This is a genomic window from Silanimonas algicola (assembly GCF_054777375.1).
The window spans coordinates 559,271-580,749 of the sequence record NZ_BAAHAS010000002.1; the positions used below are offsets into that span (position 1 = coordinate 559,271).

At 69.5% G+C, this 21,479-nt stretch carries 24 protein-coding genes; 21 read left to right on the forward strand and 3 right to left on the reverse strand.

Annotated features, from left to right (window positions below):
- Nucleotides 1–26: 26 nt before the first annotated feature.
- Nucleotides 27–2,927, reverse strand: a complete 2,901-nt coding sequence (locus ACYVAK_RS07795; protein ID WP_461059617.1) for a TonB-dependent receptor plug domain-containing protein — start codon at nucleotides 2,925–2,927, stop codon at nucleotides 27–29.
- A gap of 169 nt (nucleotides 2,928–3,096) precedes the next feature.
- Here ACYVAK_RS07795 and apbC point away from each other — a divergent pair, with 169 nt between their 5' ends.
- The 3 genes from apbC to dcd are packed head-to-tail and all read left to right on the forward strand — an operon-like array spanning nucleotide 3,097 to nucleotide 5,397.
- Nucleotides 3,097–4,179, forward strand: a complete 1,083-nt coding sequence (apbC, locus tag ACYVAK_RS07800; RefSeq protein WP_461059619.1) for an iron-sulfur cluster carrier protein ApbC — start codon at nucleotides 3,097–3,099, stop codon at nucleotides 4,177–4,179.
- A 1-nt stretch (nucleotide 4,180) separates the two neighbouring features.
- Nucleotides 4,181–4,792: a DUF1287 domain-containing protein gene (locus ACYVAK_RS07805; protein ID WP_461059621.1), complete on the forward strand. Its 612-nt coding sequence runs from the start codon at nucleotides 4,181–4,183 to the stop codon at nucleotides 4,790–4,792.
- Nucleotides 4,793–4,824: 32 nt separating this feature from the next.
- Nucleotides 4,825–5,397 carry a dCTP deaminase gene (dcd, locus tag ACYVAK_RS07810; RefSeq protein ID WP_461059623.1) on the forward strand — a complete coding sequence of 191 codons (573 nt, stop codon included), beginning with the start codon at nucleotides 4,825–4,827 and terminating at the stop codon, nucleotides 5,395–5,397.
- Between the two features lie 22 nt (nucleotides 5,398–5,419).
- Here the strand turns inward: dcd and ACYVAK_RS07815 are convergent, their stop codons facing one another.
- Both ACYVAK_RS07815 and ACYVAK_RS07820 read right to left on the reverse strand, forming a co-directional pair.
- Nucleotides 5,420–5,857 (reverse strand): HIT domain-containing protein, encoded by a 438-nt coding sequence (locus ACYVAK_RS07815; protein WP_461059625.1) that lies wholly within the window; start codon nucleotides 5,855–5,857, stop codon nucleotides 5,420–5,422.
- Complete coding sequence (locus ACYVAK_RS07820) at nucleotides 5,854–6,525, reverse strand: dienelactone hydrolase family protein (RefSeq protein WP_461059627.1); 672 nt, start codon at nucleotides 6,523–6,525, stop codon at nucleotides 5,854–5,856. Before ACYVAK_RS07820 ends, ACYVAK_RS07815 begins: the two co-directional genes overlap by 4 nt.
- Nucleotides 6,526–6,617: 92 nt before the next feature.
- On the opposite strand from ACYVAK_RS07820, the gene rimO reads away from it, so the two are divergent.
- The 18 genes from rimO (at nucleotide 6,618) to ACYVAK_RS07910 (ending at nucleotide 21,478) form a co-directional block, all read left to right on the forward strand.
- A complete protein-coding gene (gene rimO / locus ACYVAK_RS07825; RefSeq protein WP_461059629.1) occupies nucleotides 6,618–7,988 on the forward strand; it encodes a 30S ribosomal protein S12 methylthiotransferase RimO in 1,371 nt (456 codons plus the stop codon).
- 70 nt (nucleotides 7,989–8,058) lie between these two features.
- Nucleotides 8,059–8,580, forward strand: coding sequence for a hypothetical protein (locus tag ACYVAK_RS07830; protein WP_461059631.1), 522 nt, complete (start codon nucleotides 8,059–8,061; stop codon nucleotides 8,578–8,580).
- A gap of 3 nt (nucleotides 8,581–8,583) precedes the next feature.
- Nucleotides 8,584–9,450 (forward strand): pirin family protein, encoded by an 867-nt coding sequence (locus ACYVAK_RS07835; RefSeq protein WP_461059633.1) that lies wholly within the window; start codon nucleotides 8,584–8,586, stop codon nucleotides 9,448–9,450.
- Between the two features lie 4 nt (nucleotides 9,451–9,454).
- On the forward strand, nucleotides 9,455–9,721 hold the full coding sequence (locus tag ACYVAK_RS07840) for a hypothetical protein (protein ID WP_461059636.1): 267 nt from the start codon (nucleotides 9,455–9,457) through the stop codon (nucleotides 9,719–9,721).
- A 176-nt stretch (nucleotides 9,722–9,897) separates the two neighbouring features.
- Nucleotides 9,898–10,782, forward strand: coding sequence for a hypothetical protein (locus tag ACYVAK_RS07845; RefSeq protein ID WP_461059638.1), 885 nt, complete (start codon nucleotides 9,898–9,900; stop codon nucleotides 10,780–10,782).
- Nucleotides 10,779–11,423: a PilN domain-containing protein gene (locus ACYVAK_RS07850; RefSeq protein WP_461059640.1), complete on the forward strand. Its 645-nt coding sequence runs from the start codon at nucleotides 10,779–10,781 to the stop codon at nucleotides 11,421–11,423. The genes ACYVAK_RS07845 and ACYVAK_RS07850 overlap by 4 nt, the downstream gene beginning before the upstream one ends.
- Entirely contained in the window at nucleotides 11,420–12,136 is a 717-nt protein-coding gene (gene gspM, locus ACYVAK_RS07855) for a type II secretion system protein GspM (RefSeq protein WP_461059642.1), read from the forward strand. The genes ACYVAK_RS07850 and gspM overlap by 4 nt, the downstream gene beginning before the upstream one ends.
- Entirely contained in the window at nucleotides 12,129–12,464 is a 336-nt protein-coding gene (locus ACYVAK_RS07860; RefSeq protein ID WP_461059644.1) for a hypothetical protein, read from the forward strand. Before gspM ends, ACYVAK_RS07860 begins: the two co-directional genes overlap by 8 nt.
- Entirely contained in the window at nucleotides 12,464–14,125 is a 1,662-nt protein-coding gene (gene mshL, locus ACYVAK_RS07865) for a pilus (MSHA type) biogenesis protein MshL (RefSeq protein ID WP_461059646.1), read from the forward strand. Before ACYVAK_RS07860 ends, mshL begins: the two co-directional genes overlap by 1 nt.
- Nucleotides 14,122–15,060 (forward strand): ExeA family protein, encoded by a 939-nt coding sequence (locus ACYVAK_RS07870; protein ID WP_461059647.1) that lies wholly within the window; start codon nucleotides 14,122–14,124, stop codon nucleotides 15,058–15,060. Before mshL ends, ACYVAK_RS07870 begins: the two co-directional genes overlap by 4 nt.
- Nucleotides 15,061–15,476: 416 nt before the next feature.
- Complete coding sequence (locus tag ACYVAK_RS07875) at nucleotides 15,477–15,920, forward strand: tetratricopeptide repeat protein (protein WP_461059649.1); 444 nt, start codon at nucleotides 15,477–15,479, stop codon at nucleotides 15,918–15,920.
- Between the two features lie 2 nt (nucleotides 15,921–15,922).
- Nucleotides 15,923–17,656, forward strand: a complete 1,734-nt coding sequence (locus tag ACYVAK_RS07880; protein ID WP_461059651.1) for a GspE/PulE family protein — start codon at nucleotides 15,923–15,925, stop codon at nucleotides 17,654–17,656.
- Nucleotides 17,657–17,659: 3 nt separating this feature from the next.
- A complete protein-coding gene (locus tag ACYVAK_RS07885; protein ID WP_461059653.1) occupies nucleotides 17,660–18,883 on the forward strand; it encodes a type II secretion system F family protein in 1,224 nt (407 codons plus the stop codon).
- Nucleotides 18,884–18,893: 10 nt separating this feature from the next.
- Nucleotides 18,894–19,409 carry a hypothetical protein gene (locus tag ACYVAK_RS07890; RefSeq protein ID WP_461059655.1) on the forward strand — a complete coding sequence of 172 codons (516 nt, stop codon included), beginning with the start codon at nucleotides 18,894–18,896 and terminating at the stop codon, nucleotides 19,407–19,409.
- 138 nt (nucleotides 19,410–19,547) lie between these two features.
- Nucleotides 19,548–20,027: a prepilin-type N-terminal cleavage/methylation domain-containing protein gene (locus tag ACYVAK_RS07895; protein ID WP_461059657.1), complete on the forward strand. Its 480-nt coding sequence runs from the start codon at nucleotides 19,548–19,550 to the stop codon at nucleotides 20,025–20,027.
- Nucleotides 20,028–20,043: 16 nt separating this feature from the next.
- Nucleotides 20,044–20,460, forward strand: coding sequence for a prepilin-type N-terminal cleavage/methylation domain-containing protein (locus ACYVAK_RS07900; protein WP_461059659.1), 417 nt, complete (start codon nucleotides 20,044–20,046; stop codon nucleotides 20,458–20,460).
- A 99-nt stretch (nucleotides 20,461–20,559) separates the two neighbouring features.
- Entirely contained in the window at nucleotides 20,560–21,030 is a 471-nt protein-coding gene (locus ACYVAK_RS07905) for a GspH/FimT family pseudopilin (RefSeq protein ID WP_461059661.1), read from the forward strand.
- Entirely contained in the window at nucleotides 21,020–21,478 is a 459-nt protein-coding gene (locus ACYVAK_RS07910) for a type IV pilus modification PilV family protein (RefSeq protein ID WP_461059663.1), read from the forward strand. The genes ACYVAK_RS07905 and ACYVAK_RS07910 overlap by 11 nt, the downstream gene beginning before the upstream one ends.
- Nucleotide 21,479 lies beyond the last annotated feature (1 nt).

Consider the following 21,479-nt stretch of genomic DNA (forward strand, 5'->3'; position numbering starts at 1 on the left):
CCGTTTTCCCTCACCTTGCGTACCGCTTAGAAGCGGTAGCTGAAGCGGGCGAACAGCGAGCGACCGAACCAGTCGTACTGCGTCGCGAACGCCGGGATGTTGCCGTAACGCGTCGACCCGGCACCGGCCGACATGGTCGGCGGCTCCTTGTCGAGCACGTTGTCGATGCCCAGCACCGCGTCCCAAGTGTCGGCCGAGTAACGGACCGACAGGCTGTGGTAGAGGCGGTCTTCCGCCACGATGTCGTACACCGCGTTCTGGTTGCCGCGGTACGCACCGATCGGGTTGACCGTGAAGTTCTCGGTCTCGTCGACGTAACGCATGCCCCAGGTGTAGGTCCAGTCGCCCTGGTTCAGCGAGGTGCGGATGCTGCCGACCAGCTGCGGGTAGGAGACGAGGCCATTGACGTCATCCGTCTCGAAGCCGCTCTCCTGCTCGCTGCTGAAGAGGAGGAAGAGCTGCTCGGTCGTGTACGTGATCTGGCTTTCCACCTCGATCTTGCCGAAGGTGAAGTCGCCGTCCCAGCGCACGTTCAGGTCGTAGCCGCGGGTGATCTGCTTGTTGATGTTGATGTACGAGTCGCGGACCGTGGTGATGTTGTACGCACCGGTCGCCAGGTTGCCCGGGTTGCGGTCGAACAGGCCGCAGAAGGCGTTCGGGAACACCGGCGAGCCGTAGCAGCCGCCGAGGATCGCGCCGGCGCCGAGCTGCGAGATCTGGTCGTTGACCTGGATCTCGAAGTAGTCGATCGAGGCGCTGATGTTCGCGAACTCCGGCGTGAACACGAGGCCCGTGGTGAACGACTTCGAGGTCTCCGGCCTGACCACGCCGATGCCGCCACCGGTGACGATGGTGGCCGAGGAGCCGGTGCCGTCGTAATCCTCCGGGATGCCCTGCGCGGCGCAGTTGGCGCGGACGTTCACGTTGATCGACTCGCCCCACTGCACGCAGGGGTCGATCTGGATCTGGCCGAGGAAGCCCGTCTGGTCACCGAGGAACAGCTCGTACAGGCCCGGGGCGCGGTACGAGGTGCCGTTGGTGGCGCGCACGCGGATCGACGGGATGATCTGCCAGCCCATGCCGACCTTCCACACGTAGTCCGAGTCCTCGACGGAGTCGTACTTGAACATGCGCGCGGAGCCGTTGAAGGTCAGCTGCTCGACCAGCGGCAGACCCGCGAGGACCGGGACTTCCACTTCGCCGAAGATCTCGGAGATGTAGTCCTTGCCCGCCGTGCCCGTCGCGGAGCTGAAGCCCCAGAGGCCACCGGTGCGCTCGATTTCGGCCGGCGTGTCGTTGATCGAGATGCGGCGGAACTCGGTGCCGAAGGCCGCGGCGGCCATGCCGGCCGGGGTTTCGAACAGATCGCCGTTGATCGTCGCGTTGGCGACCATCTGCGTGTACACCGTGTTGCCCGTGTAGCGGACGCCGACGGCGTCGCGCAGGGCGTCGATGCCCGTGCCGTTGAGCATTTCCGGCGTCAGGTAGTTGATCGGCGGCGGGCCGCCGTTACGGTCCGGGGTGGAGCCCAGATCGCCCGTGAGGTCACGGTCGATGCCGTCCGTCGTGTAGTCGCCGTTCGAGCGCGAATAGGTGGTGTCGACGCGCCAGCCCCAGCTGCTGTCCGGGCCGAAGCCGCCGCTGAAGCCCGAGGCGAGGTACCAGTAGTCGACGTCGACGTCCGAATCCAGGCGGTACGGGATGAGCGGACGCACGTTGCCGCGGAAGCCGGCGGCGCGGCCGTCGATGATCGGGAAGAACTGGCGGAAGCCGCGCGAGGACGACTCGCGGCCGGTGTACAGCAGCTGGCCGGTCCAGTTGATGTCGCCGAAGGTGAAGTCGGCCGACGAGAACAGGCTGGTGCGGTTGGACGCGCCGACGATGTGGCCTTCCAGCAGGAACGGCGCGGCGAACTGCTGTTCGCGGAACGCCGGGGTGCCGGCCGCCGGGTTGGCGGGAACGACGCGGCCCAGCACGTAGCCCGGGATCGGGCCGCCGGTGGCGCCGGTCGGCGACTGCACGTAGCGGCGGTTCGTGGCCGGGAGGCTCAGGTCGTCGACGGCGTTGAAGATGCCGAAGTTGAGGCAGCCCTCGAGCGCCGTGCCGCGGGTGATCGAGCGGTCCTCGTACGGAATGATGTTGCCGCTGGCATCGCGCACGAGGTCGTTGGTGCAGCGGAAGAAGTCGCGGTCGCCGAGCTGCAGCGGCTGCTGTTCCGAGTACTGGAAGGCGGCGACGACGCTGCCGTTGTCGAAGTTCCAGCCGGTCGCGCCGCTGATGTTGAAGCGCGAGCCGCCGTCTTCCATCGGCAGGTTGGTGTCGACCGTCAGGGTCGGGCGATCCACCGTCTTGCGGGTGATCAGGTTGGCCACGCCGGCGACGGCGTCGGAGCCGTAGACCGAGCCGCCGCCGTCCTTCAGCAGCTCGACGCGCTGGAGGATCGCCGACGGAATGACGTTCAGGTCGAACGCGCCGACCTGGCCGCGGGTGCCGGCGGGGCCCGGACGACGGCCGTCAAGGAGGACGAGCGTGCGGTTGGCGCCGAGGCCGCGGAGCGACAGCGTGGAGACGCCGTTGCCGCCTTCGATGACGAAGCCATTGAACTGGTTGTTGATCTGGGTCGAGCCGGAGGCGACGTTGGTCGTCTGCAGGATCGACGCGGTGTCGAGCTGGCCGAGGTTGGCGCTGGTGTCCGCGGTGATGATCTGGACCGGCGACACGCTGTCGAAACCGAGGCGGCTGATCAGCGAGCCGGTGACGGTGACTTTCTCGAGCTGACGGGGCTGCTCGCCGTCCTGCGTCGCTTCTTCGTTGGTGTCTTCGGACTGTTGCTGCTGCTGGGCGAGCAGGTACGGGCCGTACAGGCTGGTCATGACAGCCAGCGCGAGCGGGAGTCGCGCGAGGCTCTTGTGACGCGTCGTGGTCATTCGAGGAGTCTCCGATTGGGAATTCGGCATCTGTTCAGATGCCTGAGCGATTTATTAACACCGGCTCGCGATTAATGCAAATGAAACAAACGGCTGCGTACGCAAATCCTTCATTCACCCGCGACGACGGATGGCAAGATGCCGGCCGATTCCATCGAGGCGGCATTCTGTGATTCCCAACGATCTCCTTGCCGCGGCCTTGGCCGCCATCGCCGATCCGCATACCGGGCAACCCCTTCCGCCCTCGGTGATCCGCTCGATCGGTGAGGATGCCGGCCGCGTGATGGCGGTCCTGCAGTTGCCGTATGCCGCCGCGTCTTGGCACGACGAGCTGGCGGCCCGCGCGGAGGCCGCGCTGCGGGCGGTCCCCGGGGTGGTTTCGGCCCAGGTGGAAGTGGGCAGCCGCGTGCTGGCCCACAAGGTCCAGAAGGACCTCACCCCGCTGCCCGGCGTGAAGAACATCCTCGCCGTGGCCTCGGGAAAGGGAGGCGTGGGCAAGTCGACGACGGCGGTGAACCTGGCGCTCGGCCTGGCGGCCGAAGGGGCACGGGTTGGTGTGCTCGACGCCGACATCCACGGACCCTCCATCCCGATGATGCTCGGCCTGTCGGGCAAGCCGGAAAGTCCGGATGGCCAGCGGATCCTGCCCAAGCGGGCGCATGGCCTCCAGGCGATGTCGATCGGCTTCTTCCTCGACGAGGACCAGCCGGCGATCTGGCGTGGTCCGATGACCACGCAGTATCTCCAGCAGCTGTTGACCGGGACGGCGTGGGAGGACCTCGACTACCTCGTCATCGACCTGCCACCCGGCACGGGGGACATCCAGCTGACGCTCTCGCAGCGCATCCCCGTGTCGGGTGCGATCATCGTCACCACGCCGCAGGACATCGCCCTCCTCGATGCGAAGAAGGCCCTCAGGATGTTCGAGAAGGTCGAAGTGCCGGTGCTCGGCATCGTCGAGAACATGGCCATGCACTGCTGTTCGAAGTGCGGCCATGTCGAGCCCATCTTCGGGTCCGGTGGCGGCCGGGCGATGGCCGATCGCTACGGCGTGCCGCTGCTCGGGTCGCTGCCGCTCGACATCCGCATCCGCGAGCAGGCCGACGGCGGCGCGCCGACCGTGGTGGCCGAACCGGCGGGAGCCATCGCCGCGGCCTACCGCCTGATCGCCCGGCAGGCGGCGGCGCGGCTGTCCTTGCAGGCGAAGAACAAGCAGATCGGGTTCCCCAGCATCGTCATTCAGGACACTTGATATGGTGGCGAAAGGGCTGCTCGGCACCCTACTCCTCGGCGGGTGGCTGACGATCGTTCCGGGTTGGGCGCAGGCCTCGGCGCTGGTGGACGCGGCGAGAAGCCAGATCGGGGTGACCGTGGCTTACGACGCGTCATACGCGCGCCTTGCGTATCCCGGCGGGGATGTGCCCGTCGAGCGCGGTGTCTGCACCGACGTGGTGATCCGCGCGCTGCGTTCCGTGGGCGTCGACCTCCAGCGTGCGGTGCACGAGGACATGCGTGCGAACTTCGCGCGCTATCCACAGGGCTGGGGCCTTGCAGCGCCGGACCGAAACATCGACCACCGCCGCGTGCCGAACCTCGAGACCTATTTCCGTCGACACCGTTGGGTTGTTGCGGCCGGCGAGCCCGTGCGGCCGGGCGACGTGCTGAGCTGGCGCTTGCCCGATGGTCGGCCGCATATCGGCGTCGTGTCCGACCGGCGCGGGGCGAGCGGGGCGTGGACGGTCATCCACAATATCGGGCGCGGCGCCCGCGAGGAGGATGTCGCCGGCCTGTGGTGGCAGACGGGGCACTTCCGCAAGCCGCGGGAAGCCTCAGGAGAGGGCGTCGCGCCCGGGGCTTCACGCTAGACTTTCCGTCTTTGAGAACCTTCAGGCCGCGCATGAGCATCAAGAGCGACAAGTGGATCCGCCGGATGTCCGAGAAGCCGCAGGGCATGATCGAGCCCTTCGAGCCCGGGCAGGTCAAGCACGGCGCCGACGGCCACCGCATCGTCAGCTACGGCACATCGAGCTACGGCTACGACGTGCGCTGCGCCCGCGAGTTCAAGATCTTCACCAACATCAATTCGACGATCGTCGATCCGAAGGCCTTCGACCCGTCGAGCTTCGTCGATGTCGAGTCGGACGTCTGCATCATTCCGCCGAACAGCTTCGCGCTCGCCCGCACGGTCGAGTACTTCCGCATTCCGCGTGACGTCCTGGTGGTCTGTCTCGGCAAGAGCACCTACGCGCGCTGCGGCATCATCGTGAACGTCACGCCGCTGGAGCCGGAGTGGGAGGGCCACGTGACCCTCGAGTTCAGCAACACGACGCCGCTGCCGGCCAAGATCTACGCCGGCGAGGGCGTGGCGCAGATGCTGTTCTTCCAGTCGGACGAAGTCTGTGCCACGAGCTACCGCGATCGGGGGGGCAAGTACCAGGGCCAGACCGGCGTGACGCTGCCGAAGACCTGATCGGACGTCCTCGGCCGCACGTTCAGGTGGGGTGGGGCAGCCCGCTGCCCGGCAAATCGGCCAGTCCCGCCGCGAGCCGCGAGGCCAGATCGGGCGCATCGCCACCGTAGGATCGCCGCGTTCCGGCGCCCCACACCGGGCCGGGCCACGCGGCATCGCCTTCGCGACGACCGACGACGTGCACGTGCAGCTGGCGCACGATGTTGCCGAGCGCGCCGATGTTGAGCTTGTCGATCGGCGCGAAGTGCTGGCGGAGCAGCGTGCCGGCCTGGTTGATCTCGGCCAGCAGCAGGCGTTGCGAGGCGCCGTCGAGGTCGATCCACTCCGTCGCGCCGGGCATGCGCGGCACCAGCACCAGCCACGGGAAGCGGGCGTCGTCCATCAGCCGGAGCTGCGACAGGGGGCCGTCGGCGATGAACACCGAATCGGATTCGAGGCGGGGATCGAGGACGAAGCTCATCGCAGCGTGCGGGTGAAGAAGGCGAGGGTTCGCTGCAGGGCGGCCTGGGCCGACGGCTCATGGTAGTCGGCCCGCTGCTCGCAGTTGAAGCCGTGGCCGGCCGGCCAGACCTCGATGTGGGCGTGGGGCAGGTGCTCACGGTGCAGGGCCACGTGCTCCGGCGGGATCAGCGGGTCGCGCTCGCCGAAATGGCAGAGCAGCGGCGCCTGCGGGTGTTCCAGCCCGAGGTAGGGCACGCTGCGGCCGCCGTAGTAGTCGACGGCGGGGAGGCCCAGTCGGCAATTGGCGAGGAAGGCCGCCGTTCCGCCCCAACAGAAGCCCACCACGCCGACCTTGCCGCTCTCGGACGCACTTTCAACCTCGCGGGCCGCCGCCCCGATGCACGCCACCGCGCGGTCGAAGCCGACCAGCGCGGCCAGTTCGCGGCCCCGCGCCACCCCCGCCTCGTCGTAGGCGAGTTCGACGTGTGGCTCGACCAGGTCGAACAGGGCCGGCGCGATGGCCACCCAGCCATGCGCCGCAAAGCGCTCGACCACCGCACGGATGTGCGCGTTGACCCCGAAGATCTCCTGCACCACCACGAGGGCGCCGTGGGGCGGGATCGGTGGATCGGCGCGCCAGGCGCCGATGCGTCCGGAAGGGGTCAAAAGGGAAACCGGATGGCCCATCTGAACGCGTCCTCAGGGTCGGAGCAGGGTGGCCGGTATACTCGGCGCCCGTTCCCAGCCCGCGCAACCGGCCACCACGCCGGCGCCCCGCCATGTCCGCCAAGAACCCCAAGGTCGGTTTCGTCAGCCTCGGCTGCCCGAAGGCCCTCGTCGACTCCGAACGCATCCTCACGCAGTTGAAGGTCGAGGGCTACGACATCGTCGGCAGCTACGACAAGGCCGACGTCGTCGTGGTCAATACCTGCGGCTTCATCGAGTCGGCGGTCAACGAGTCGCTGGACGCCATCGGCGAGGCCATCGCCGAGAACGGCAAGGTCATCGTCACCGGCTGCCTCGGCAAGCGCCCGGAGGAGATCCGCGCCGCACACCCCGGCGTGCTGTCGATCAGCGGCCCGCAGGACTACACCAGCGTGATGAGCGCGGTGCACGCCGCGCTGCCGCCGAAGCACGACCCGTTCACCGATCTGCTGCCGGCGCCGCGCAAGCGCAAGAAGGACGACGGGTTGATCGAGGGCGTCGGCCTGAAGCTCACGCCCAAGCACTACGCGTACCTGAAGATTTCCGAAGGCTGCAACCACCGCTGCAGCTTCTGCATCATCCCCTCGATGCGCGGCGACCTCGTGTCGCGGCCGGTGGACGAGGTGCTGCGCGAGGCCGAGAAGCTCGCGATGGGGGGCGTCAGGGAGCTGCTGGTGATCTCGCAGGACACCAGTGCCTACGGCGTCGATGTGAAGTACGCCGCGAAGACCTGGCGTGACCGCGAGTACCAGACGCGCATGACCGACCTCGCCCGGGGCCTGGGCGAGCTCGGGCTGTGGACGCGCCTGCATTACGTCTACCCTTACCCGCACGTCGATGACGTGATCCCGCTGATGGCCGAAGGCAAGATCCTTCCCTACCTCGACGTGCCGCTGCAGCACGCCAGCCCACGCATCCTCAAGCTGATGAAGCGTCCGGCCGCGGCCGAGAAGCAGCTCGAGCGCATCCTGCGCTGGCGCGAGATCTGCCCGGAGCTGACGATCCGCAGCACGTTCATCGTCGGCTTCCCGGGCGAAACGGACGACGACTTCGAACAGCTGCTGGATTTCATCGACGCCGCGGAACTCGACCGCGTCGGCGCCTTCCCGTACTCGCCGGTGACCGGCGCCAAGGCCAATGAGCTGCCGGATGCCGTGCCGGAGGAGGTCAAGCAGGAGCGCCTCGCGCGCTTCATGGAGCTGCAGGCGCAGATCAGCGCCGAGAAGCTGGAGCGCAAGGTCGGCACGGTGCAGCAGGTGCTCATCGACGCCATCGACGGCGATCTCGCGATTGGGCGCTCGAAAGGCGATGCGCCCGAAATCGACGGCACGGTGCAGATCCAGGACGGCGCCGCCCATCGGCTGAAGCCGGGCCAGTTCGTCGACGTCCGCATCATGGGCGCAGACGAGCATGACCTGTTCGGCCTCGTGGCCGGCAAGGACTGATCGCCGGCGGGTGTGCGTGGCGGCGAACGACGCTGCGGTATCCTCGGCATCCCGCCCAGGAGCCGCCGTCATGACCGAGTCCACGAGCGCCGCGCCGCTGTTCCGCCAACCCGTCGTCACCGGCATCGTCGGTTTCTGCGCCGGCCTCGTCATCGCGTATGGCATCGGCCTTTGGCAGCGCAGCAGCGCGCTGTCGGCGCAGGCCGAGGCGAACGCCGCCGTTGTCGCCGCCAAGGATGCCGAGATGGCCGCGAACGCGGCGCGCCTCGTCGACGCCCAGCAGGCCACCATCGCCGCCGAGAGCCGCCATGCGATGAGCAAGGCCCGTCTGGCCATCTACCAAGCGCTGAACGATCTCGACCAGCGCAACTTCGGCGTGGCCGGCGACCGCCTGCGCGAGGCCGCGATGCAGTTCGATGCCGTCGATGCCGCCAGCCTCGGCTTGGACCCCGCCCTGCTCTCGACACTCAAGGCGGAGATCGCCGAGACGCAGGTCCTGGTCGCCGCCGATTTCGCGCAGCAGCGCCTGCAGCTCCTCGAACTGGCGGCCCGCATCGAAGCGCAGGCCGCCGCCGTCACGGCCACGCCCTGATCGATGTCGCGCGTCCTCGCCATCGCCGGGCGCGAGCATGACCTCGGCGGCGGTTTCGTCGTCCGTCGTCTCCTGCCCGACGCGAAGCAGCGGGCCGTCGGGCCCTTCGTTTTCCTCGACCACATGGGTCCGCACGTATTCCCGGCGGGGTCGGGCATCGATGTCCGGCCGCACCCCCACATCGGCCTGTGCACGCTGACATGGCTGTGGGAGGGCGCGCTGATGCATCGGGACAGCGTGGGCTCGGCGCAGGTGATCCGCCCGGGCGACGTCAACTGGATGACCGCCGGTCGCGGCATCGTGCATTCGGAGCGCACCCCCGAGGAGGAGCGCGCCTCGGGACATCGGATCGAAGGCCTGCAGACGTGGCTCGCGATGCCGGAGGTCGACGCCGAGTCGCCACCGTCCTTCCAGCACGTGCCCGCCGCGGATGTCCCCAGCTTCCATCGGGGCGGGGTCGATGTCGCGATCGTCGCCGGCCAGGCCTTCGGCGAGCGTTCGCCGGTGCGCACCGCCGTCGAGACCCTCTACGCCAGCCTGCGGTTCGAGGCCGGGGCGAAACTCGCTGTCGACGCCGCCCATGAGGAGCGGGCGGTCTATCCCCTCGACGCCGGCTTGCGGATCGGCGACGAGACCCTGGTCGCCCGCCAGCTCCACGTGCTGCAGGACCGGGAGCCGTTCACGCTGTCCGCCACGACTCCGGTGAGGGCCATGCTGCTGGGGGGCACGTCGGTCGGGCCACGGTTCCTGTGGTGGAACTTCGTCGCCATCACGCGGGAGCGCATCGAGCGCGCGAAGGCGGATTGGGCCGGCCAGCGGTTCGGCCACGTGGCCGGTGAGGCCGATGTCATCCCGCTTCCCGAGCGTTGAGCCGATGGCCGAGTGGTGGACGCAGGTGTCCGGCGTGGTGCCCTGGTGGGCCTGGTTGCTCGTGAGCGGCGCGGCGCTGGTCGGCTTCGCCCTGTCGTGGGCGTCGGCGTTGGCGGTGATCTCGGCTGCCGGTGCGAACCACGGCGTGCTGACGCCGCGCCAGCGGCGCATGGCGCGGTATGCCTCGATGGCGTCACTGGCATCGATACCGCTGACGGCAGCGGTCGGGCTGTTCGCCCTGCTTGCGGCGGCGTGGGCGCTTTTCACCTGAGATCGAGGTGAAAAGCAGTGACGCGGTGCACGGTTCCATTGACCGTTTGGGCCCTCTATGAAAGGCTGCGCGCAATTCGTTAGGCGGTGCGCGCGTTGCGCGCAGGGGCAGCGCGGTCATCCATGGCAAGGATCGGATGGGGTCTACTTTCAAAGCGTCGTCGCCCCTCGGGGCACGTGGCCCTGTCCCTGTCGATGGATCGCCTCGCGCTCGTCGTCCGCCCGTCGGACGGTCCAGTGCGCGCCTACGAGCGTGCGGCCGGTGCCGACGCGGGCGCCACCCTGCAATCCCTCGTGCGTGAAGCCGGTGCCGCCGGCATGGCCTGCGAGTGGGTGCTCGAGCCCGGGGCCTACAGCTTGCAACAGGTCGACAAGCCGTCCGTGCCGCCATCGGAGTGGGTGCAGGCACTGCGCTGGAAGGTCCGCGACCTGATCGGCTTCCCGATCGACGAGGCGGTGATGGACGCGTTCGAGGTGCCCGGCCTCGACAGCCGTGGCCGGCCGCCCACGCTGTACCTCGCCGTCGCGAGGAAGGATGAGCTGCGGCCGCGCATCGCCCAGATCGAGGCCTCGGGCCTGCAGCTCTCGAAGATCGGCATCAGCGACCTGGCTTGGGCCGACGCCGTGCGGACGCTGTCCCCGGGCGAGGACAGCCAGGCCGCCCTGGTCATCGATGCACGCGGCGGCACGATGCTCGCCATGCGCGAGAGCACGCTGTTCGTCGCCCGCCGCTTCGAGTTCGACGGCGACGACCAGCGCGTGCTGCGCGAGCCGGAGCCAGGGCGCATCGAACGCCTGTTCGAGCGCATCGCGCTCGAGCTGCAGCGCACCCTCGATTATTTCGATCGGACCCACCAGCGTCCGCCGCCTCGCCGCCTGCTGCTCCTGGCCGGCCTCGATGGAATGGACGGCCTCGCGGCGTCGATCCGCAGCAATCTCGGACTCGAGGTCCAGGAGGTCGCGCCCGAGTCGGCGTGGCCGGAGCTGATGGACCTTCCGGAATCGTCGCGCGTTCGCGTCGCGGCCTTGGCCGCCTGCGTGGCGGGGGCAGGTCGCGAATGAGCCTCCAGCGCATCGATCTCTATCGCGACGATCTGCGTCCTCGCGAGTCCAGCCACGAGCTGCCGCGGAACCTGGCCCTCGTCGGCATCGCGGTGCTCGCGATGCTCGGCTGGGGCGCGTTCGCGCAGTGGGAAGCGTCCGGGTCGGCCGGACGCCTTGCCGCGCTCACGACCGAGCAGGCGGCGCTGCAGGCGGAGATGGCCGTCGCTTCGGAACAGCTCGCCGCGCGCCGGCCTGACCCGGCGTTGACCGTGGCCCTCGTCGAGGCCCAGTTCGGCGTCGAGGGGCGCCGCTGGTTGATGGAACAATTGGCCGGGGCGGGCGACGAGGTCGTGCCGTTCAGCGCCGTGCTCGAGGGTCTCGGCCGCCAGCGCCCGGCGCCGCTGTGGTTGACGCGTATCGACGTGGCCGAGGCGGGGGGCGAGATCGGCCTCGGCGGTCGCACGCTCGACCCCGACGCGGTGCCGGCGTTCCTGCAGGCGCTGTCGTCCGAAGAAGGCCTCCGGGATCGCGAGTTCAGGCATTTCGCCATCGAGCGGCCGGAGACGCCCGGGGAGCCGCTGCGGTTCGAGATGGCCACCCACTGCGTGGCGCTGGCCGCCGGCTGCGAGGCGGAGCGGAACGCGGAGAGGCTGCCATGAGCCGCTATGCCGCCCTCGAGGCGCGTTTCGACGCGATGCAGCCCCGCGAGCGGACGCTTCTTAGCGTCACGGCCGGCGTGCTTCTCGTCCTCGGCATCTATGTCTTGTGGATCGAGCCGGCCAGCAAGGCGGCGGCGTCGAACACGGCACAGATCGAGGCGCTGGCACCGCAGGTCGACGGCGCCCGTACCGCCCTCGCTCGCGTCAAGGAGGAGCTCGCACGCGATCCGGAAGCGGCGCGGCGGCTGGCCCTGGAGCAGTTGCGGCAGGAAACCGGCGAGCTCGATGCCCGGCTCCGCGCCAACGAGGCTGCGGTGATTCCGCCCGGGCGGATGCCCGGGGTATTGCGTGAACTCCTTGGCCGCCATGCCGGCCTGAAGGTGCTCGGCGTCCGCGCGCTGCCCCCCGAGGTCCTGCGCTGGTCGCCCGCGCCTGCACCGGCGGCGTCGCCGGCGCCGACGCCGGCCGAGGTGGCGGCGGACGCGGGACCGGCGCCCTCCGTCGAGGGCCTCCCGGCGCTTTACCGGCACCGCGTCGTGCTGCGCTTCGACGGCGATTTCGCGTCGGCCCTCGCGTACGTGCGGTCGGTCGAAGCCTTGCCCTTCCGCGTGCGCCTGCAGGAGATCGAGATCAATGCCGAGCATTGGCCCACCCTCACGATCGCCTTGACCGTCGAAACCATGGGCCTCGAGGAGGGTTGGATCGGTGTCTGAGCCACGTCGTTCCCTGCTGCTGCTCGCCGCCCTTGGCGGACTGCTCGGCGCCGCGGCGCCGGTGCCCGACCCGACCCGGCCGGCCATCGCGCCCCTCGCGGCCGCCGGCGAGGCCACGCCCGCGGCGGCGCTCGTCCTGCAGTCCACACTGGTCTCCCCAAGCCAGCGCAGCGCCATCATCAATGGGCAGCGCTACCGCGTCGGCGATCCGGTGGGTGACGCCCGCCTGGAGGCCGTCGGGCCCGGCTGGGCGCGGCTGCGCGGTCCGACGGGCAGCACCGAACTGCGCCTCTCCTTCCCGAAATCCACCCGACCGGTGAACCGCTGATGCTCCGAATCCTGCCGATCCCGCTGGCCCTGCTCCTGGTCGCGCCGCTGGCCGCCCAGACGCCGCCGCCCGCCACGCCCGGGCAGGCCGCGATGCCGCCTCCTGCCGTGACCCGCGCGCTGGTCGCACCGCCACCGAGGCCGGCCGCTGCGCCGCGCTTCAACGTCGATGTCGACGAAGTCCCGGCGCGCGCCTTCTTCATGAGCCTCGTGCAGGACACCGCCATCAACATGGTCGTGCACCCCGACGTGGCCGGGAACATCAGCCTCAGCCTGAAGAGCGTCACGGTGCCGGAGGTGCTCGAGGTGGTCCGCGAGGTGTACGGCTACGAGTACGAGGCCCGCGGCAACGGCTACATCGTTCTGCCCGCCCGACTGCAGTCGCGTGTGTTCGAGGTCGACTATCTGCATCTGCAGCGCATTGGCGAGTCGCGCACGCGGGTGAACGCCGGGGACCTGACCAGCAGCGGCAACGGTGGCGGGACGGGGCAGGGCAACGCCGCTTCCAGCGGTGGCGATGATGGCGAGTCCGGTGCCTCCGGGGGCGGCAACAGCCGCAGCGAGGCCTTCACCAGCCGTGTCCGCACGCGCAGCGAATCCGACTACTGGGCGGAGCTGGATCGCGCCCTGCTCGCCATCGTCGGCGACGGCCCAGGCCGTTCGGTCATCGTCAGCCCACAGTCGAGCACCGTCGTCGTGCGCGCGCTGCCCTCGGAAATGCGTGACGTGCAGCGCTACCTCGATGCGGTGCAGGGCGCGGTGACGCGCCAGGTCATCCTCGAGGCGCGCATCATCGAGGTGACGCTCAACGACCAGTTCCAGGCCGGCATCAATTGGGCGCAGGTCGTCGATAGTGGGGCGGGCCTCATCGGCCAGACCGGTGGCGGCGCCGTCTTCGGCCCCGACGGTCGTTCCGAGATCGGCGGCAACACCGGCAGCCTCAATCCCAACAATCCCTCGCTGCCGGACGGCACGGCCACGTCCGCCTTCGGCGGGGTCTTCAGCATCGGCTGGCAGCGCGGCGACTTCAGTGCCTTCGTCGAGCTGTTGAAGCAGCAGGGCGACGTGCGCGTGATGTCCAGCCCCCGGGTTTCGGCCACCAACAACCAGAAGGCCGTCATCAAGGTCGGCAGCGACGAGTTCTTCGTGACGGGCGTTACCGGGGCGCAGAACCAGAGCGTCGGCAACCAGACCCAGCAGACCGATCCGTCCCTGGAGCTGACGCCGTTCTTCTCCGGCATCTCGCTCGACGTCACGCCGCAGATCTCCGAGGACGGCGAGGTGCTCCTGCACGTGCAGCCCACGATCTCGGAGGTGCAGGACCAGACCAAGCTCATCGTCGTCGGCGATCGCGACTACCGCTTGCCGCTCGCCGTCAGCGCGGTGCGCCAAAGTGATTCCATCGTCCGGGCCAGCAACGGCCAGCTGATCGTGATCGGCGGCCTGATGCAGGACAGCGCCACGAAGCAGAACGCGCGAACGCCCTTCCTCGGGGCGATCCCCGTGGTGGGGAACCTGTTCCGCCAGACGCGAAATTCCGGCCGGAAGACCGAGCTCGTGATCCTGCTCCGTCCGACCGTGGTCGAAGGCGCCGGGACCTGGAACCAGGCCGCGCAGCCGCGCCTCGACGAGACGCGTGCACTGCAGTCGGAAACCCCTTGACCGGTGGCCTGGCCGCGGCGATGTACGAAGACCACTTCGGCCTCCGCCAGGCGCCGTTCTCGCTGACGCCGGATACCGGCTTCTTCTTCCGCAACGACGCGCACGTCGAAGCCCTGCAGGTCCTGCGCATCGCGCTCGATGCCGGCGAAGGGTTCATCAAGGTCACCGGCGAGGTGGGCACCGGCAAGACGCTCTTGTGCCGGCTGCTGCTCAATGGCCTCGACGAGCAATGGGTGACCGCGTGGGTGCCGAACCCCTACCTCGACCCGGATGCGCTGCGGCGGGCGATCGCCGACGAGCTGCGCGTGGCGCTCGGCCCGACGCCACGCCAGCACACCCTCGTCAAGAAGCTGCAGGAGCGCCTGATCGAGCTGGCCTCGAGCGGCAAGCGAGTGGCCGTCGTGATCGACGAGGCGCAGGCGCTTTCGGACGAAAGCCTCGAGGCTCTGCGGCTCCTGTCCAACCTCGAAACCGAGACCCGAAAACTGCTCCACGTGGTCCTGTTCGGCCAACCCGAACTCGACGAGCGGCTGGCGCGGCCGCAACTCCGGCAGCTTCGGCAGCGCATCGGCTTCGGCTACCGCCTCCAGCCCTTGGATGCCGAGGGCGTCTCGCTCTACCTGAACCATCGATTGGCGGTGGCGGGCTACAACGGCCGGCCGCTGTTCGCACCGCGCGCCCTGCGTCGCCTCCATCGTGCCAGCGGCGGCGTGCCGCGCCTCGTCAACGTCCTCGCGCACAAGGCTTTGCTGCTCGCCTACGGTCGCGGCCTGCGGGAGGTGTCGGAGGCCGAGGTGGCACTCGCCGTGCGTGACACCGACGGCGCCGAGGTGCGTCCCACGTCCCGTCGGCGCGGTGCCGCGTGGATCGCCGCCTCCGGTCTGGCACTCGTCGGTGCGGCCTTGGCGTGGCGCGCCGTCGCGGGGGTGCCATGAGCGTCATCAACCAGATGCTTCGCGACCTCGATGCCCGAGGCCAGCGGGACGGCGCCGCGCGCCGCGCGGCGATGGCCTCCGTGGGACGGTCGCCTGCGACGCGTCGTGACGGGCGCCGAGGGCTTCTGCTGCGGTGGTGGGGCGTGGGGTTGTGCTTGGCGCTGGCGTCCGCAGCGCTGCTCGTGGCGGCCGACCGATGGCGGGCCGAGGCGTCCGTCGACGCGCTGATGCCGGACGCGGCGCTGGTGCCGAGGCCGGCGGTCCCAGGCCCCGTCACTCCGCCGCCCGCGCTGCCAACGCCTGCGGTTGCGGAGCCGCCGGCATCGCCCACGTCCACCCCGACGCCCCCGCCAACGCGCCCCATTCCTGCGGCCCCCCCGAACCCTTCGTCACCGATGGCGGACTCGGCGTCATCGATGCAGCGCGCCGCGGAGGCTGCGCCGTCCGCTCCTGATCCGGTCCCGCCCGCGAGGGCGAGCATCGAGCGTCTCGCCCCCGAGGGCGATCCGCTCGACGTGGTCCGCGACGCGTTGGCGGAGGGGCGCGCCGATGAAGCGCTGGCGGCCCTGGCGACCCTGCCCGGGCACGGCGCGGCGCGGGACGCGCTGGAGGCGGCCGCATTGCAGGCCCTTGGCCGCCATGCCGACGCCGAGCCCTTGTACCGGCGGGCCCTGCGGCAGGAGCCGGACGTCGCGGCATGGTGGGCTGGCCTCGGTATTTCGCTCGACGCTGCCGGTCGCGGCCCCGAGGCGCTCGAGGCCTTCCGCGAAGCGCAGCGCCGCGGTCCGCTCGACCCGGCTTTGACAGACTATCTTGGCGAGCGGGTCGAGGCCCTCTCCGCCGGCGAACCATCGAGGTGACCATGTCCACGCTACCCAGTGCCGCCGTGAAGAAAATCCGCATCGGCGACCTGCTGGTCGAGAACGGCCTCATCACCGCGGAACAGCTTCAGCATGCGCTGTCCGAGCAGCGCAAACTCGGTTCCAAGCTCGGCCGCACGCTGATCGACCTCGGCATGGTCAGCGAGAACGACATGCTGCAACTGCTGTCGAGGCAGTTGGCCATCCCATTGGTCGACCTGCGCAGCTACCGCTTCGACCCCGCGCTGGTGCGCCGGCTCCCCGAGACCCTGGCCCGGCGCTTCCGCAGCATCGTCCTGAAGGAGGAGCCGGGCGGGTACGTGGTTGGCATGGCCGATCCCACCGACCTGTTCGCCTACGACGAGCTGGCACGGGTGCTGGGAGGCAAGGAGATCCGCCTCGCGCTGGTGCGCGAAGACGAGGTGCTGCGGACCTTCGACACCGTTTACCGTCGCACCGAGGAAATCAGCTCGCTCGCGCAGGAGCTCTCCGAGGAGGTGAGCAACGACGCGGCGCTCGACGTGTCCCAGCTCGGCCTCGGCGAGGACACGGCCGACGCGCCGGTGGTCAAGCTGCTGCAGTCGCTGTTCGTCGATGCGGTGCAGGCCGGCGCTTCCGACATCCACATCGAGCCGGACACCGACTGCCTGCGCTTGCGCCAGCGCGTCGACGGTGTGCTCAACGAGCAGATCATCCGCGAGCGGCAGATCGCCTCGGCCCTGGTGCTGCGCCTGAAACTGATGGCCGGTTTGAATATTTCCGAGAAGCGCCTGCCCCAGGACGGGCGCTTCCAGATCAGCGTCCGCGGCAAGGCCATCGATGTCCGCGTTTCGACGATGCCGGTCCAGCATGGCGAGTCGGTGGTGATGCGACTGCTCGACCAGAGCGGCGCGATGCTCGACCTCGACCACCTCGGCATGCCGGCGCCGATGCTGGCGCGCTTCCGCAACGTCCTGCATTCGCCGAGCGGCATCATCCTCGTCACCGGCCCCACCGGCTCGGGCAAGACGACTTCGCTGTACGCGGCCTTGAACACCCTCAACCGGCCCGAGAAGAAAATCATCACCGTCGAAGATCCGGTGGAGTACCGGCTGCCGCGCATCAGCCAGGTGCAGGTGAACGCCAAGATCGGCCTCGATTTCGCCGCTGTGCTGCGTTCCGCGCTGCGCCAGGACCCGGACATCATCCTGGTCGGCGAGATGCGCGACCAGGAAACCGCCGAAATCGGCCTGCGCGCCGCGATGACCGGCCACCTCGTCCTGTCGACCCTGCACACCAACGACGCCGTCGGCACCGCCGACCGCCTGCTCGACATGGGGGCTCCGGGCTACCTGCTCGCCGCCTCGCTGCGGGTGATCATCGCGCAGCGCCTCGTCCGCCGCGTCTGCGACAGCTGCGGCGAACGCCACCTGCCGGATGCCAACGACCTGGCATGGCTCGCGGCCATCCGCCCGGGCGCCTCGACCCAAGGCTTGCGCCGTGGGCGTGGCTGCCAGCATTGCAATGGCTCGGGCTACCGGGGGCGTGTCGGCGTGTACGAGTACCTCGAGCCGACGCTCGAAATGCTCAACGCCCTGCGGCTCGGGCGCCAGCATGATTTCGTCGAAGCCGCGACGAAGGCGCCGCTGTACCGCCCGCTCGCCGATGCCGCGTTGGACTATGCGCTCGACGGCGTATCCACGCTCGAGGAAGCCAAACGCGTCGGCGGCGAGATCGCGCCCGACGGAGCGCACTGACGCATGCCCAGCTTCCAGTACAAGGCACGCGACGCCCAGGGCCGGGCCGTCAGCGGCTCGGTCGAGGGGCTTTCGAGCGAGGCCGTGGCCCGCCAACTCGGCAGCGCCGGCCTCGTGCCGCTGGAGATCGTCGAGGCCACCCAGCAGGCGGCGATCGGCGAGCAGTTCATGGCGTCGCTCGGATTCAACGCGCCGGGTCGCGTCGACCTGATCCTGTTCACGCGGCAGATGTACGCGCTGTCGCGCGCGGGCGTGCCCATCACCCAGGCCCTCCGTCGCCTGTCGACGACGTCGCGAAACGCGATGCTGGGAAAGACGCTGCTGGCGATGGTGGAGGAACTCGAGGCCGGCCGTGACATGGCGACCGCCATGTCGCGCCATCCGAAGGTGTTCGGCCCGCTGCTCACGGCGATCGTGCGGGTCGGCGAGGAAAGCGGCCGCATCGACGAGGCCTTCCTCAGGCTCAACCAGCACCTCGAACGCGAGCAGAAGGTGGTGGAGCAGGTGAAGACCGCCGTCCGCTACCCGGTGATCGTGCTGGTGTTCGTGGCGCTCGCGGTGTTCGTGATCATGAGCTTCGTGATCCCGGAGTTCGCGAAACTCTATGGCGCCTTCAACGTCGAGTTGCCGCTGCCCACCCGGATCATCATCGGCACGTCGAATTTCTTCGCCGCCTGGTGGTGGCTGGTGCTCGGCGGCATGCTCGGGAGCGCCTGGTGGCTCCGCCATTACGTCCAGACCGAGCAGGGCCGGTACCGCTGGCATGCGTTGCTCCTGAAGATGCCGATCATCGGCACCATCGTCCAGCGCGCCACGTTGGCCCGCTTCGCGCGCGCCTTCGCGATGGCGACGCGCTCCGGCGTGCCGGTGCTGCAAGCGCTAACTGTCGTGTCGCTGGCCGTGGAGAACGATGTCATCGGCCGGCAACTGCTGGGCATGCGCGGGGCCATCGAGCGCGGCGAGGGCCTGACCCGCGCGGCCTCGACGCAACAGTGCTTCACGCCCCTCGTCCTGCAGATGCTCACCGTGGGCGAGGAGACCGGACAGATCGACGAGATGCTGGTCGAAGTGGCGGATTTCTACGAGCGCGAGGTCGACTACGACGTGCGCAACCTCAACGACCTGCTCCAGCCGATCCTCACCGTGATCGTGGCCGGCATCGTCTTCATCCTCGCCCTGGGCGTGCTGCTGCCGATGTGGGACCTCGTGAAGCTGGCGCGCCAGTGAGGGGGGGGTCGTGACGCCCTCCCGACAGCCCGCCCTCGCCACCACCAACGCGGGCTGGCTGCGGCAGGTGAACCGCGCCGTGACCCTGCTGATCGTGGTGGTGCTCTCGACCCTGCTGTTTCGCGCCGGGCGCGACGTCCTCGCGGAGGGCGAGCGCATGGCCTTGGGTCTCGCGGAGCAGAACCTCGAGAACCTCGTCTGGCTGGAGGGGAAGCGGGTGGTGGTGGAGGAGGGGGTCGCGGGCCTCGAGCGTCGCGCCGGGAGCGACCCGCGCCGCTGGGCGCAGGACCGGCTGTCCGCCCTGCCCGCGGAGGCGGTTCCCGGGGGGGCCTTGCCGTCCTGGGCGGAAGAGCGCTGGACGTTCGATGCCGCGCGCGGCGAGCTGGTGTATCGGGTGACGTGGCTGGAGGGGGGCGACCGGCGGTGGCGCGTCGAACTGCTTCGGGATGGCGTCGATAGTTCGACGCCAGGCTTGGCCCGGGATTTGCTTCTGGTCCCCGTGCCGGGCCCAGCACCGCGCTCCTGAGCCCTTGGCAACGCGATCGGCCATTTACAGCAATTCACGGCGCGCGCGATTCTTCCATGCAAATCAAGGGCGTATACTGAATTTGTGACGAAGCGCCTAAGCCGAGTCCTCCCCCTCCACCACGACAGGTTTCCGTCCATGCGCCGTCAGTCCGGTTTCACCCTCCTCGAGCTCGTCATCGTCATCGTCGTCCTCGGCATCCTCGCCGCGCTGGCGATCCCGCGCTTCATTTCGCTGCAGCGCGAGGCCCGCATCGCCGTGGTCGACTCCCTGTTCAACTCGGTCCGCTCCGGCAGCAACGTGATCTACGCCAAGTCGGCGGCGATCGGCGAGTCGGACCTGCCGGCCGACTCGGTCGATGTCGATGGTCCGGGCCCGGGTGGTCTGGTCCAGACGCGTTTCGGCTACCCGCAGGCGACGAGCGGTGACATCACCCTGCTGTTCGACAACCTCTCGGCGCGCTACAACTTCACGGGCGGCGGTGTCCAGACCGGCGCCACGGGGACCTCGACGCTGACCATCACCTTGGACGGTATCCCGACCTGCGCCGTGACGTATGCTTCGGCCAACGCCGCGGGCACGGCACCGACGATCGCCCGCAACATCACCGGCTGCTGAGGATCGGAGTCAAGACATGAAGAACCAGAGCGGCTTCACCCTGATCGAACTCGTCATCGTCATCGTGCTGCTCGGCGTGCTGGCCGCCATCGCGGTGCCGCGCTTCGTCAACCTCGAGGACGACGCGCAGCGCTCGGCGCGCACGGCGACGGCCTCGGCGATCACGTCGGCGATGAACATCAACTACGCCGAGTGCGCGGTCAACAACCATTCGACGACCGCGGCCGGCTCGCAGTGCCGCCGGGTGGACGATTGCGACGACGCCGCCTCGGTGCTGTCGAACGGCGATGCGACCATCGGCGCCGCGCCGAGGCCCTACTCGGTGACCGCGGCCGCGGTGGGTGCCAACAATGGCGATACCGCGACCTGCACGCTCACCCAGCGGGCGACCAACGAGACGGTCAACTTCACCGCCGTCCGCGCGGGCACCTGACTGCGCTGCGCCCCCGGCTGATCGCGTCCGTGCACGGGGGCGGCAGGGTGACCTGCCGCCCCCTGTCGTTCCGGGGTCATTGAAGGAATGCCTCGCCACGTGCCCCACCTCCGCCGCCATCGTGGGTTCACCCTGCTCGAACTGGTCATCGTCGTCGTGATCCTCGGCGTCCTGGCCGTGGTGGTGCTTCCGCGCATCAGTGAGGGCAGCTTCCGCAGCGTGGCTTTCGCCGAACAGGTCGCCACGGCGCTGCGCTACGCGCAGCGCCTTGCGGTGGCGAGCGGGTGCGAGATCCAGGTCGAGGTGAGCAGCGCCACGCAGGGCTTCGCGGTCCGGCGCCGCGCCGACGGCACCGACACCCGGTGCGGCCGCAGCGGGGCATTCACGCTCGACGTGGCGAGCCCCGGCGGCAGCGGCCCATTCGCCGGCACGGCGACCGCGGGCGTCACGGTCAGCCAAGGGCTCGTCATCACCTTCGACGCGCAGGGCCTCCCGAGCCCGAACGGCGGCACCGCCATCGTCGGAGGCCGGAGCATCGTCGTCGAGGCGGACACCGGCCATGTGCGCTGAGCGCGAACGCGGGTTCACCCTGCTCGAACTGGTGGTCACGCTGGTCATCCTCGGCGTGGCGTTCGCGGCGATCGCGCGCCTGGTGGCGACCCTGGGCGGTGGCAGCGCCGCCCCGATCCTGCAAACGCAGGCCCTCTACATCGCGGAGGGCTACCTCGAGGAAGCGATGCTCAAGGCCTATGCCGATCCCGAGGGCGACCCGGTGAATTGCGCGGCCAGCCGCGACCTCTGGGACGACATCGGCGACTACGCCTGCCTCGACACGGCGGCCTCGCCCACCGATTCCGCCGGTGGCGCCATCGCCGGCCTGTCGCGCTACCGGGTGACCATGGCCATCGGCGACGCGGCGACCGTCGGCGGCGCCACGACCCGGCGCGTCGAGGTCAGCGTGACCCATCTCGACGGGGATTTCGACGTGCGCCTCGCGGCGCTGAAGGCGCAGTACTGAC

Bases quoted from the DNA above. Each gene is read 5' to 3' on its own strand.
- ACYVAK_RS07795 (WP_461059617.1), bottom strand. From the start codon at position 2,927: ATGACCACGACGCGTCACAAGAGCCTCGCGCGACTCCCGCTCGCGCTG.
- ACYVAK_RS07805 (WP_461059621.1), top strand. From the start codon at position 4,181: ATGGTGGCGAAAGGGCTGCTCGGCACCCTACTCCTCGGCGGGTGGCTG.
- dcd (WP_461059623.1), top strand. From the start codon at position 4,825: ATGAGCATCAAGAGCGACAAGTGGATCCGCCGGATGTCCGAGAAGCCG.
- ACYVAK_RS07815 (WP_461059625.1), bottom strand. From the start codon at position 5,857: ATGAGCTTCGTCCTCGATCCCCGCCTCGAATCCGATTCGGTGTTCATC.
- ACYVAK_RS07820 (WP_461059627.1), bottom strand. From the start codon at position 6,525: ATGGGCCATCCGGTTTCCCTTTTGACCCCTTCCGGACGCATCGGCGCC.
- rimO (WP_461059629.1), top strand. From the start codon at position 6,618: ATGTCCGCCAAGAACCCCAAGGTCGGTTTCGTCAGCCTCGGCTGCCCG.
- ACYVAK_RS07830 (WP_461059631.1), top strand. From the start codon at position 8,059: ATGACCGAGTCCACGAGCGCCGCGCCGCTGTTCCGCCAACCCGTCGTC.
- ACYVAK_RS07835 (WP_461059633.1), top strand. From the start codon at position 8,584: ATGTCGCGCGTCCTCGCCATCGCCGGGCGCGAGCATGACCTCGGCGGC.
- ACYVAK_RS07840 (WP_461059636.1), top strand. From the start codon at position 9,455: ATGGCCGAGTGGTGGACGCAGGTGTCCGGCGTGGTGCCCTGGTGGGCC.
- ACYVAK_RS07850 (WP_461059640.1), top strand. From the start codon at position 10,779: ATGAGCCTCCAGCGCATCGATCTCTATCGCGACGATCTGCGTCCTCGC.
- gspM (WP_461059642.1), top strand. From the start codon at position 11,420: ATGAGCCGCTATGCCGCCCTCGAGGCGCGTTTCGACGCGATGCAGCCC.
- mshL (WP_461059646.1), top strand. From the start codon at position 12,464: ATGCTCCGAATCCTGCCGATCCCGCTGGCCCTGCTCCTGGTCGCGCCG.
- ACYVAK_RS07875 (WP_461059649.1), top strand. From the start codon at position 15,477: ATGCAGCGCGCCGCGGAGGCTGCGCCGTCCGCTCCTGATCCGGTCCCG.
- ACYVAK_RS07880 (WP_461059651.1), top strand. From the start codon at position 15,923: ATGTCCACGCTACCCAGTGCCGCCGTGAAGAAAATCCGCATCGGCGAC.
- ACYVAK_RS07885 (WP_461059653.1), top strand. From the start codon at position 17,660: ATGCCCAGCTTCCAGTACAAGGCACGCGACGCCCAGGGCCGGGCCGTC.
- ACYVAK_RS07895 (WP_461059657.1), top strand. From the start codon at position 19,548: ATGCGCCGTCAGTCCGGTTTCACCCTCCTCGAGCTCGTCATCGTCATC.
- ACYVAK_RS07900 (WP_461059659.1), top strand. From the start codon at position 20,044: ATGAAGAACCAGAGCGGCTTCACCCTGATCGAACTCGTCATCGTCATC.
- ACYVAK_RS07910 (WP_461059663.1), top strand. From the start codon at position 21,020: ATGTGCGCTGAGCGCGAACGCGGGTTCACCCTGCTCGAACTGGTGGTC.